Below are 11,290 nucleotides of genomic sequence, written 5' to 3' on the forward strand. Positions count from 1 at the left end.
TTCATGTTGGCATCATTCTTGCGAGAGTATATTGATAAGTTCTTATAATAAGGGGGCATTATAAATGAATTTGATGGGAATGGATGTAAAACATAAAGAATACCTAGGTGGACGCAGACATTATAATGATATCGAATTGTGGAAGGATGTAACGGAAGAGCAGTGGAATGATTGGCTCTGGCAATTGACCAATACGATTAAAACACTGGATGATCTGAAAAAGGTCGTCAACCTGACACCGGAAGAAGAGGAAGGAGTCCGGATTTCGACTCAAACGATTCCTTTGAACATTACGCCTTATTATGCTTCTTTGATGAATCCCGATGATCCTCGCTGTCCGATTCGTTTACAGTCTGTACCGCTTTCGGCAGAAATGAACAAGACTAGATATGATTTGGAGGATCCGCTGCATGAGGATGAGGATTCCCCTGTTCCAGGATTGACGCATCGTTATCCGGATCGCGTTCTATTCCTTGTAACGAACCAATGCTCCATGTACTGCAGATATTGTACGCGACGTCGTTTTTCAGGTCAGGTTGGCATGGGTGTTCCCAAGAAGCAGCTTGACGGGGCGATTGAATATATCCGGAACACTCCGGAAGTGAGGGACGTGCTGATCTCTGGCGGTGACGGACTGTTGATCAATGATAAGATCCTTGAATACGTATTGAGTAACTTACGCGCCATCCCGCATGTGGAAATCATCCGGATCGGAACACGTGCACCGGTCGTTTTCCCGCAGAGGATTACGGAAAATTTATGCAATATTTTGAAAAAGTATCATCCGGTTTGGTTGAATACGCATTTCAATCATTCACTTGAACTGACGGATGAAGCGAAAAAGGCATGTGATATGCTGTCGATGGCAGGCGTGCCGCTTGGTAATCAGGCAGTCATCCTGGCTGGTATCAACGATAGCGTACATATCATGAAAAAGCTTATGCATGACTGTGTAAAAGCAAGGGTAAGACCTTATTACATTTATCAATGTGATCTATCTGAAGGGATTGGCCATTTCCGGGCGCCGGTTTCAAAAGGACTGGAAATCATTGAAGCGCTGCGCGGCCATACATCAGGATATGCAGTGCCGACCTTTGTGGTGGATGCTCCTGGCGGTGGCGGAAAGATTGCCTTGACCCCGAATTACCTTCTTTCGCAAAGTCCGGATAAGGTCGTTTTACGGAACTTTGAAGGAGTCATCACAAGCTATCCGGAGCCGAAGAATTATGTTGCCGGCAGTGCGGATGCTTACTTCGATGAAGTGTATGGTACTGCGGATAGGAAAGAAGCTGTCGGGATTTCCGCTCTCATGACGGACGAGAAATTCAACTTGGTGCCAGAGGGCCTTCGCCGTCTTGACAAGAGAAAAGCGTACGAAAGCACTGATGAACATGCTTCCTTGAAGGATCGCCGTGACAAACGGGATGAAATGAAGGAAAAGTTAAGGTTAGCCCAAGAAAAAAAGAACGCCTTGGCCTCTAGTGGCTCGGTGAAATCCGAAGGCAAGGAGGAATGAAGATGGATTGCTTGTGGTGCAACGCCCCGAACGTGGAAGAAAGTGAAAAGAAGGATTGTTACTGGATCATGCCTGACGGGAAACGCTCAATAAAAGTCCTTCAAGTTCCGGCCGTGAACTGTCCTGAATGTGGAATCTATGTATCTGATTCGATGAATCAAAAGGTGGATGAAGCCTTATCGATATATGATGTTAGTGAATATCCTGATGAGTTTACGTATGATCAGCTTTTTCAGGCACCTATCAAAAAATTATTCAATTGGAAATAGAATGCCGGGAGAAGCGGATGATATGCATCTCTTCTCCCGAATTCTTTAAATAAGGGGGATACATGATGCCTGTTCAAAAGCTGCCTTTTTTCACCCAAATGGAGACCGGGGATTGTTATACGATGGAACTCTATCATGATCATGCCAATCAGCGATTGCGCATGGATGATTATCGGGGAAATATCAAAAAAGCGATCGATCGGGCCCTTGCCATCGCAAAGGAGCAGGGCTTCACTAAAGTGATACTTAAAGCCAGAAATGAAGATTTATCAGTGGCGTTAAGTCAAGGATTCATGCTGGAAGGCGTATTGAGTAAGTATTTCAATGGGAATGACGCTTATTGCATGGCCTTCTATTTAACGGATGAAAGGCGAACAAGCGACTTTTGGGTCAAGGAAGATAAAGTCATCCAAGATGTATGCAGGGTTCCTAGACTGATTGAATTTCAGCAAATACCTGAGGGTTATATCCTTCGGTCAGCTTCGGAGAAAGATGCACAAGAGATGGCAAAGTTATATGGTGCCATTTTTGAAACCTATCCTACACCGATGAATGATGAGCGATATATCAAGAAAGTGATGGAGGAAGGGACGATCTTTAGTGTTATCGAATATGAAGGAACCATCGTGAGTGCTGCATCCGCTGAAGTGAATGAGATGTATCACAATGCTGAAATAACGGACTGTGCAACAATTCCCCAGCATCGAAAGCATGGTTTCATGAAGGTGCTCATCTCCGCATTGGAACAGGAATTGTTCAGGAAAAACATTTATTGCTCCTATTCATTGGCCCGATCATTGTCAATGGGCATGAATGCCGTCTTTCATCAGCTGGGATATGAATATGGAGGCAGATTAACGAAGAATTGCAATATTTGGGATAAGTATGAGGACATGAATATTTGGGGTAAAGATTTATCCCTCAAGTAGGAGGATTGTTTCTATGGCTAAATACACATGGGTCGATAAAGAAACCTGTATTGCGTGCGGGGCATGCGGTTCAACAGGTCCTGAGATTTATGACTATGACGATCAAGGGATCGCTTTTGTCATCTTGGACGATAATCAAGGGATTGCCGAGGTTCCTGAAATCTTGCATGATGACATGCAAGATGCCATGGAAGGCTGCCCTACCGAATCCATCCTGATTCAGGATGAGCCTTTTAGTTGGTAGGATCGGCTCCAAGAGCTTAATAAATTAATAGATATTGTGTACGAACGTTAAAAAGGAGAGATGAAATGGAACGAAATCATTTGATTAAACCTACTTTAGATCATGACTATCCCACTATCTCTCATGGGAATGGAATTTACCTTTATGATATAGATGGAAAACAGTATATAGACGGCTCATCAGGAGCGGTCACTGCAAGTATTGGACATGGTGTATTGGATGTTGTCGAGGCAATGACGGAGCAGGCACGCAAAGTTTCTTTTGCATATAGGTCCCATTTTACGAGTGGAGCCGCCGAGGCATTGGCAAAAAAGCTAAGTGAGTTGGCCCCAGGTGATTTGAATTGGTCATTTTTTGTGAATAGCGGATCGGAAGCGACCGAAACGGCCATGAAAATCGCGATACAACATTGGCAAGAAAAAGGGTTCGAGCGAAAAAATCGCATCATATCCAGGTGGACGAGTTATCACGGGATCACGATGGGCGCTTTATCGATGTCAGGCCATGTACCAAGAAGAAAACGCTTTGTGCCGCTATTGGAGGATTTCCCTAGCATATCTGCTCCCTACTGCTATCGCTGTCCTCATAATAATGAAACTTCCGGATGCATGCTTAAGTGTGCAGATGAACTGGAGACAGCTATTCAAAGGGTCGGCTCCGAGAATATCGCAGCCTTCATCGCAGAACCGATAATCGGGGCATCGGCTGGTGCTGTAACACCGCCGGATGGCTACTATCAAAGGATTAAGGAGATCTGCGAAACCTATGATATTCTCTTTATCGCCGATGAAGTAATGACGGGAATCGGCCGGACAGGAAAGATGTTCGCAATGGAACACTGGGGAGTCACCCCGGATATCATCGCATTGGGTAAAGGAATGAGTGCCGGCTATACGCCAATCGCAGCCACGATGATTACTGACCGTGTCATGGAGCCCATTTTAAAAGGCTCGAAATCAATCATGGCTGGACACACATATAGTGCAAATCCTCTATCTGCAGCCGTTTCATTGGAAGTGCTTTCCTACATTGAGCGAAATGACCTGGTCCAGGCAGCGGAAGAGAAAGGTCAATATCTGTTTAAGAAGCTGGAAGGATTGGCTGGGAAATTCGACATCATTGGTGATGTAAGAGGGAAAGGGCTGCTCCTTGGGCTTGAGTTTGTCTCCAATCGGATTTCGAAAACGCCATTCGACTTGCAAATCGGCCTGACTACAAGGCTTGTCAATAAGGCCTTTGCCAAGGGTCTGTTAATCTATCCTGCTGCAGGTGCGATTGAAGGAATCGCTGGCGATGCGGTTATCATATCACCGCCATTAATCATTACTAATGAAGAAATCGATACCCTCGTCAAGATACTGGAAGCTTCCCTCGAAGAGTTGCAGCAAGAATTGCACAAGGAAGGTATGATTGAGGACATGCAGGCTATTTAGGAGGAACGATATGAAGCAGGGCATTACGAAGAAAAACAAAATTGTGACCATGGAAGAAGCATTGGAGCATATTTCAGATGGATGCACACTCATGTATGGCGGGTTTGGCGGAGTGGGGACCCCTCCGTCACTCGTACAGGGTATCCTTGACAAGGGTGTCAAGGAATTGACCTTGATTGGCAATGATACTGGATTCCCTGATATCGGCATTGGCCGCCTTGTGACGGCTGAAAGGGCAAAGAAAGTAATCGCCTCGCATATCGGTTCCAATCCCAATGCCGGCAGGCTCATGACTGAAGGAAAGCTGCAAGTCGAATTTTCACCGCAAGGGACATTAGCCGAACGGATTCGTGCTGGCGGTGTAGGTTTAGGCGGAATTTTTGTCGATGTCGGGATTGGTACGATAGCCGAAGAAGGCAAGGACAAGATGGTGATAGAAGGAAAAGAATACTTGGTGGAAACCGCTTTGACGGCTGAAGTCAGCATCGTCCATGCCAAAAAGGCAGATTCGCTGGGGAATTTAGTGTACGACAAGACTGCATGTAACTTCAATCCGCTGGTGGCGATGGCTGGAACCTTCACGATTGCGGAAGTGGAGGAAATCGTCCCTGTAGGCGAATTGGATCCGGAATGTATTGCCACACCAGGCATTTATGTAGATATGGTGATTCCGACAAAAGGGGTGAATTGGAAATGGGCATGGCAGTAGATGTACGAAATCGCATCGCGAAACGGGCCGCCAAGGAAATCCATGACGGATTGATCGTTAATTTAGGCATCGGCATCCCTACCTTGGTGGCCGACCATATACCACAAGATATACATGTGCTGTTCCACGCGGAAAACGGAGTTCTCGGTACAGGGCCAAGTCCTGATCGCGGGCAAGAAGATCCTGCCCTCTGTAATGCGGGAGGGTTCCCGATCACCACTGTAATGGGTGCTTCATATTTTGACAGTGCAACCGCATTTGGAATGATCAGGAAAGGGTACATCGACATCACCATCCTTGGAGCCCTGGAAGTCAGTGAAAAAGGGGATTTGGCGAATTGGATCGTCCCAGGAAAGCGGGTGCCGGGTATGGGCGGGGCAATGGAGCTTGCCCAGAAAGCCAAAAAGGTGATCGTCCTGATGAATCATGTGAATAAGCAGGGCGAATCGAAGATATTGAAGACATGTACGCTTCCATTGACGGCAAGGCAGAGTGTGGATTTAATCATTACGGATATGGCTGTCATGGAAGTTACAGAAGAGGGATTGGTGCTGAAAGAAGTCATGGCACCATATACCGTGGATGATGTGATAAGGAATACAGAGGCGACGCTGAAAATCCATGCTGCCGTCAACACCATTGAATAGGTAAGAGGAGGAAAAAAGCATGAATGAGGTTGTCATCGTTGCTGGAGCGCGAACTGCAGTTGGATCCTTTGGCAAATCACTACGGAATGTTAAAGCTACCGAATTGGGCCGTCAAGTATTGGAAGGTTTAATGGATCATTCCGGGTTAGGTAAAGAAAAGGTAAATGAAGTGATTTTCGGACATGGCTATGTCCACGGAGGCGGACTTAACTCGGCCCGAATTTCGTCTCAGATGGCAAGTTTCCCGCACAGTGTCCCAGGCCACGTTGTAATCAAAGCATGTGGATCAGGTTTAAAGGCCATTACCAACGCCGCTTTAACTATCGCTGCTGGTCAAGAAGACGTCATCATTGCCGGCGGGGTGGAGAGCATGAGCAATGTGCCTTATATCGTGAAAAATAGATGGGGCGGTAAATTTGGAAACGTAACGATGGAGGATGCTCTGCTGGCAGATGGATTAATATGTTCCTTGGAAAATGAACATATGGGAATAACTGCCGAGCGCTTGGCTGAAAAATACGGTATCCGCCGTGAAGAACAGGATCAATTTGCTTATCAAAGCCACAAGAAGGCTTGGAAAGCTATAAAAGAGGGTCGCTTTGATAGAGAAATTATTCCGCTTGAAATCAAGAATCGAAAAGGACTTCAAATCTTCAACCATGACGAAGGGGTACGCGAGGACATTCATCTAGATCAACTAGCCAGTCTTCCAGCAGTATTCAAAAATGAAGGAACCATTACGGCTGGAAATGCCTGCCCTATGAATGATGGAGCTGCAGCTGTACTATTAATGTCAAAGCAGCAAGCAGAAGAAAAGGGATTAAAACCGCTCTTGAAAATAAAGGCTTTCGCCAGTGCAGGAGTTGAACCCGGAGTTATGGGGATTGGACCCGTACCAGCGACTAGAAAGGCATTGGCAAAAGCAGGACTATCGTTAGAGGATATCGGACTGATCGAACTTAATGAAGCCTTTGCTGCCCAAGCGCTTGCAGTGATCAAGGAGTTAGATTTGAATCAGGATATTGTCAATGTCAATGGAGGGGCAATTGCACTTGGTCACCCTGTAGGAGCAACTGGTGCAAAATTGACAGTCACACTGATGCATGAAATGTTGCGTTCACAAGTTAAGTATGGAATGGTAACGTTGTGTATGGCGGGCGGAATGGGACTTTCAGTAATCTATGAGAATATGTGTATGTAAGGAGGATCAATGTGGCGGATATAAAAAAACGGATAAACCAATGGATCATGGATCATCGGGAAGAAGGAACAAACTTATTGCAAAAAATGGTACAAGCCCCAAGTACGCAAGGAAATGAAGCAGGGGCACAGGCCATCGTCGCCCAAAAGCTGCAGGAAATGGGTTTGCAGATCGATTGTTGGGAACCTGACGGCGGCGAGCTGAAAAAGCACTCTTATTTCTATTCTCCACGCAGTGAATTTTCCAACAGCCCCAATGTGGTAGGTATCATGAAAGGGACTGGCGGCGGCCGTTCCATCATTTTGAACGGTCACATCGATGTGGTTCCGGATGGGGACCGGGATCAATGGGACGACGACCCATATAGTGGAGCGATTAAAAATGGAAGAATGTTTGGTCGCGGCGTAACCGATATGAAGGGCGGGAATGTATCGCTGATCCTTGCGATGCAGGCATTGAAGGAAAATGGCATCCAGTTAAAAGGAGATGTCATTTTTCAAAGTGTGATTGAAGAAGAAAGCGGCGGGGCCGGAACATTGGCGGCCGTCCTGAGGGGATATAAAGCAGATGCCGCCCTGATCCCTGAACCGACGAATATGAGGATCTTCCCGAAACAGCAGGGTTCGATGTGGTTCCGAATCCATGTTAAAGGACGGTCAGCCCATGGCGGAACAAGGTATGAAGGTGTTAGTGCGATTGAAAAAAGCATGACCGTCATCAATCATATTCGTGCCTTGGAAGAAAAGCGAAATGCACGTATCAGTGATCCGCTTTATCAGAATACGCCTATACCGATTCCAATCAATCTAGGTGTCATTGAAGGCGGTAATTGGCCGTCATCCGTCCCAGATCTTGTGAAAATCGAAGGAAGGATGGGCGTTGCGCCGGAGGAAACGATGGAGAAGGCGAAGGATGAAATGGCGTCCTGGTTATTGCAGCTGGGGGAAGTGGACCAATGGTTCAAGGAAAACCCTCCCGTATTGGAATGGTTCGGGGCACGCTGGGTTCCAGGTGCCATTGATGTAGAGCATGAACTGATGAATGCGCTTGTTCATCAATATCGGCAAGTTGCCGGACAGGACCCTGTCATTGAGGCCTCCCCTTGGGGAACGGATGGGGGATTGCTGACACATGTCGGTGAAACGCCTGCCATCGTTTTCGGGCCAGGAGTAACCGAGGTTGCACACTATCCAAATGAATACATCCTGCTCGAAAACGTGTTCTCCACAGCTGAGATCATTGCCCTTACTTTAATTCAATGGTGTGGAATGGAGCCTGAACAGGATGGGGTCACCAAGGCAGGGAATAGGGAGACGATACCAGGCAATGGCAATTAAACTGGATAGTATCCCAGCAAGTGAAGCGAACCCATTTAGACTTTCACAAAGCGGTTGTTAAAAACTCTTTTATTTCTTGAACTTTTAACTTTAAAAGAAAATGAGGTAGGAACCATATGGACATGAATCTCATTGATAATCAAGAACCGACAGTTAAAAGGAAACTGAAAGCAAGGCATATGACCATGATTGCCATTGGCGGTTCAATAGGAACCGGATTATTCCTGGCAAGCGGGGCAACCATCCAGAGCGCAGGGCCCGGCGGTGCCCTTGCTGCCTATGCCTGCATTGGAATCATGGTTTATTTCCTTATGACGAGCTTAGGGGAAATGGCGACATATATGCCTGTGTCGGGATCATTTTCCACCTATGCCACACGCTTTGTTGATCCCGCATTCGGCTTTGCACTTGGCTGGAATTATTGGTTTAACTGGGCCGTCACCCTTGCTGTGGAAATAGCTGCAGCAGCCATCATCATGAAATTCTGGCTCCCTGATGTACCGAGCCTTATATGGAGTGCCTTATTCCTTGGGATTGTCTTCATCCTCAACGCCCTATCCATTAAAAGCTATGGGGAATCTGAATATTGGTTTGCCTTAATAAAAGTCATCGCCATCATTTGCTTCATCATTGTTGGATTAATGACCATATTGGGGATTTTCGGTGGAAAGGTGATCGGGTTTGAAAACTTCACCATGGATGAAGCACCATTCAAGGGAGGATTTTTATCGATCATCTCGATCTTTCTAATCGCGGGATTTTCTTTTCAAGGCACGGAACTGGTTGGTATTGCTGCCGGGGAAAGCGAGAATCCCGAAAAAAATGTTCCAAATGCGATCCGCCAAGTATTTTGGCGCATCCTATTATTTTACATCGGGGCCATCCTGATACTCGGCCTCTTAATTCCGTATACAAGTCCAAGTTTGTTGAACGGGGATGTTGAAAATATTTCTGTAAGCCCTTTCACACTTGTCTTTGAACGGGCAGGACTGGCATTCGCGGCATCCGTCATGAATGCGGTCGTGTTGACTTCCTTACTATCCGCCGGGAACTCGGGACTATATGCATCAACGCGGATGTTATGGTCGATGGCGAAAGATAAACAAGCTCCCGAATTCCTGGCCAAAGTCAATCGCAGGGGAATCCCGATGAATGCATTGATTCTAACGACATTAATTGGCGGGCTTGCCTTCTTGACCTCCATTTTTGGGGACCATGTATTTACATGGCTATTGAATGCATCGGGGCTGACCGGCTTCATCGCCTGGATTGGAATAGCAATCAGCCATTATCGCTTTAGACGGGCCTTTGTTGCACAGGGTGGTGACCTAAACGAATTGAAATATAAAGCAAAATGGTTTCCGCTCGGTCCGATTCTTTCATTCGTCCTTTGCATGGGTGTCATTGCTGGGCAGAACTATCAAGCATTCCTAAGCGGCAGCATCGACTGGTATGGCGTCGCTGTCTCCTATATCGGATTACCGATATTTTTGGCGGTCTGGTTAGGATACAAGATTCATCACAAGACCAAATTAATATCATTAAAAGATTGTCAATTTGATAAATCAGATGTGGCTTGAATAGATAGAAACCTGAGATCCCTTTGGGGACTCAGGTTTTTTTATGGACCCTAATTAGACGATATCTCCGAAAACAGAAATATATCTCCGAAAGCGGCAATTATCTATTAAAATTCGCATCACGGCAATTTTGCAATGAATCATTTTTTATAACTGAATAATTGGGGCGGGTGTGCAATACTATTAATCTATGTACTTTTATTACTGTGGATGAAAGGAAAATGAAGATGAAAGAGGCGTATCGCGGTTCTGGAATTGGAGTCATTTTCATGGCGGTCTTCGGTACACTGTGGGCAAGTACGGGTATAATGGGCTTGCAGGGGTGGGGGTTTCCCTACGTGGACCTCGCAGCCATTACTGTAGGAATCATAATGGTTATCGGCGGGATTTCATTAATTCATGCATCACAAAAAATGCCCAATCAAATAACAGAAAATGGGGCCAGGCGTCTGAAGCGTATCGGATTCATGTTTAATATGGTCTTCATTGCAGAAGGGTTGCTGATTGTGATTGCGATTGCCATCTGTAACTTGATCAATCAGACCGATCTTATACCGGGGGTCATCGCCATTATTGTAGGGATTCATTTTTTACCTTTGGCGTCACTTTTCCAAATCAAGGTTTACTATGCAACAGGAGTGCTTCTTTGTTCATTGGCACTTATCACATTGCTTATTGTGCCAGACACTGTCATGTTTCGGAAACATCAAATCCTTGCACCGCTATCATTGCTCGGCTTTGGATGCACGCTAATTCTTTGGTTCACTGGACTTACGCTATGGCTTAGGTTAAAGAAGTCAAATCAAACGATAGCCATTGAAGATTGAATCAATCAAAAAACCCGTCATGGAGAACGGGTTTTTCATTTTGATTAATTTTTCATCCAGGTCAAGAGCCTGACAATTTGAAATGGTTCATTCCAAACGAGAATGAAACTTAAAAGAAAGAATGCAAGCACAGCCAAAAACTTCGACTTTCCTTTTTCATTTTTGTACATGGCCCCGAAACTGCATAACATACCAATAACTAACGCACCGAACCCTGAAACCATAAGCTGCTCGGAGACTTTTGGAAAAGCAAGGGAACAGCAAAGAGATAGTGTACCAATCACTGCAAATACGATTGACCAATGGCTTAAACTTTTCATAAGGGACCTCTTTTTTTACTAATTATACCAATCTGTTATTTGTAATGAAATAATAAATTTGAGGTTGTCACTTATGGGAATATATTGTAATATATATAACAATATAAAAATCCATTTACATTTCAGAAGCATTGATAAGGACATGAATCATTTTTACGGTCTTCAGAGAGGGAAGGGCAGCTGCGAACTTCCTGGCTTAGGGAACTGATTTACCGCCTTTGAGCTATATCGGTGAACGAGAGTAACTGATATCGTCTAAGCTGCGTTACAAGCTCCAG

General features: G+C 45.5%; 12 protein-coding genes. 11 read left to right on the forward strand and 1 reads right to left on the reverse strand.

The genetic code is table 11. The annotated features are described in order from the left end of the window. Nucleotides 1–79: 79 nt before the first annotated feature. The 11 genes from ablA (at nt 80) to ACQKNS_RS10795 (ending at nt 10,692) form a co-directional block, all read left to right on the forward strand. Nucleotides 80–1,516, forward strand: coding sequence for a lysine 2,3-aminomutase (gene ablA / locus ACQKNS_RS10745; RefSeq protein WP_427644167.1), 1,437 nt, complete (start codon nt 80–82; stop codon nt 1,514–1,516). Between the two features lie 2 nt (nt 1,517–1,518). After that, nucleotides 1,519–1,785, forward strand: coding sequence for a YokU family protein (locus ACQKNS_RS10750; protein WP_427642752.1), 267 nt, complete (start codon nt 1,519–1,521; stop codon nt 1,783–1,785). A gap of 65 nt (nt 1,786–1,850) precedes the next feature. Next, nucleotides 1,851–2,714, forward strand: a complete 864-nt coding sequence (gene ablB, locus ACQKNS_RS10755) for a putative beta-lysine N-acetyltransferase (protein ID WP_427642754.1) — start codon at nt 1,851–1,853, stop codon at nt 2,712–2,714. A 13-nt stretch (nt 2,715–2,727) separates the two neighbouring features. After that, nucleotides 2,728–2,958: a ferredoxin gene (locus tag ACQKNS_RS10760; RefSeq protein ID WP_061464616.1), complete on the forward strand. Its 231-nt coding sequence runs from the start codon at nt 2,728–2,730 to the stop codon at nt 2,956–2,958. Nucleotides 2,959–3,023: 65 nt separating this feature from the next. Continuing rightward, the gene (locus ACQKNS_RS10765; protein ID WP_427642756.1) at nt 3,024–4,391 is read left to right on the forward strand and encodes an aspartate aminotransferase family protein; all 1,368 of its coding nucleotides are present in this window, start codon (nt 3,024–3,026) and stop codon (nt 4,389–4,391) included. A gap of 10 nt (nt 4,392–4,401) precedes the next feature. Next, on the forward strand, nt 4,402–5,100 hold the full coding sequence (locus tag ACQKNS_RS10770) for a CoA transferase subunit A (protein WP_427642758.1): 699 nt from the start codon (nt 4,402–4,404) through the stop codon (nt 5,098–5,100). After that, nucleotides 5,085–5,747 carry a 3-oxoacid CoA-transferase subunit B gene (locus ACQKNS_RS10775; RefSeq protein WP_427642759.1) on the forward strand — a complete coding sequence of 221 codons (663 nt, stop codon included), beginning with the start codon at nt 5,085–5,087 and terminating at the stop codon, nt 5,745–5,747. The genes ACQKNS_RS10770 and ACQKNS_RS10775 overlap by 16 nt, the downstream gene beginning before the upstream one ends. 19 nt (nt 5,748–5,766) lie before the next feature. Next, nucleotides 5,767–6,948, forward strand: a complete 1,182-nt coding sequence (locus ACQKNS_RS10780; RefSeq protein WP_427642761.1) for a thiolase family protein — start codon at nt 5,767–5,769, stop codon at nt 6,946–6,948. A gap of 11 nt (nt 6,949–6,959) precedes the next feature. Continuing rightward, nucleotides 6,960–8,285 (forward strand): peptidase, encoded by a 1,326-nt coding sequence (locus ACQKNS_RS10785; protein WP_427642763.1) that lies wholly within the window; start codon nt 6,960–6,962, stop codon nt 8,283–8,285. Nucleotides 8,286–8,401: 116 nt separating this feature from the next. Beyond that, entirely contained in the window at nt 8,402–9,865 is a 1,464-nt protein-coding gene (locus ACQKNS_RS10790) for an amino acid permease (RefSeq protein ID WP_427642765.1), read from the forward strand. 221 nt (nt 9,866–10,086) lie between these two features. Then, entirely contained in the window at nt 10,087–10,692 is a 606-nt protein-coding gene (locus tag ACQKNS_RS10795) for a DUF7010 family protein (RefSeq protein WP_427642767.1), read from the forward strand. A 44-nt stretch (nt 10,693–10,736) separates the two neighbouring features. Here the strand turns inward: ACQKNS_RS10795 and ACQKNS_RS10800 are convergent, their stop codons facing one another. Then, nucleotides 10,737–11,012, reverse strand: coding sequence for a hypothetical protein (locus tag ACQKNS_RS10800; protein ID WP_427642769.1), 276 nt, complete (start codon nt 11,010–11,012; stop codon nt 10,737–10,739). Nucleotides 11,013–11,290: the final 278 nt, after the last annotated feature.

Source organism: Peribacillus sp. NPDC094092 (assembly GCF_050279365.1).
Taxonomy (GTDB): Bacteria; Bacillota; Bacilli; order Bacillales; family DSM-1321; genus Peribacillus.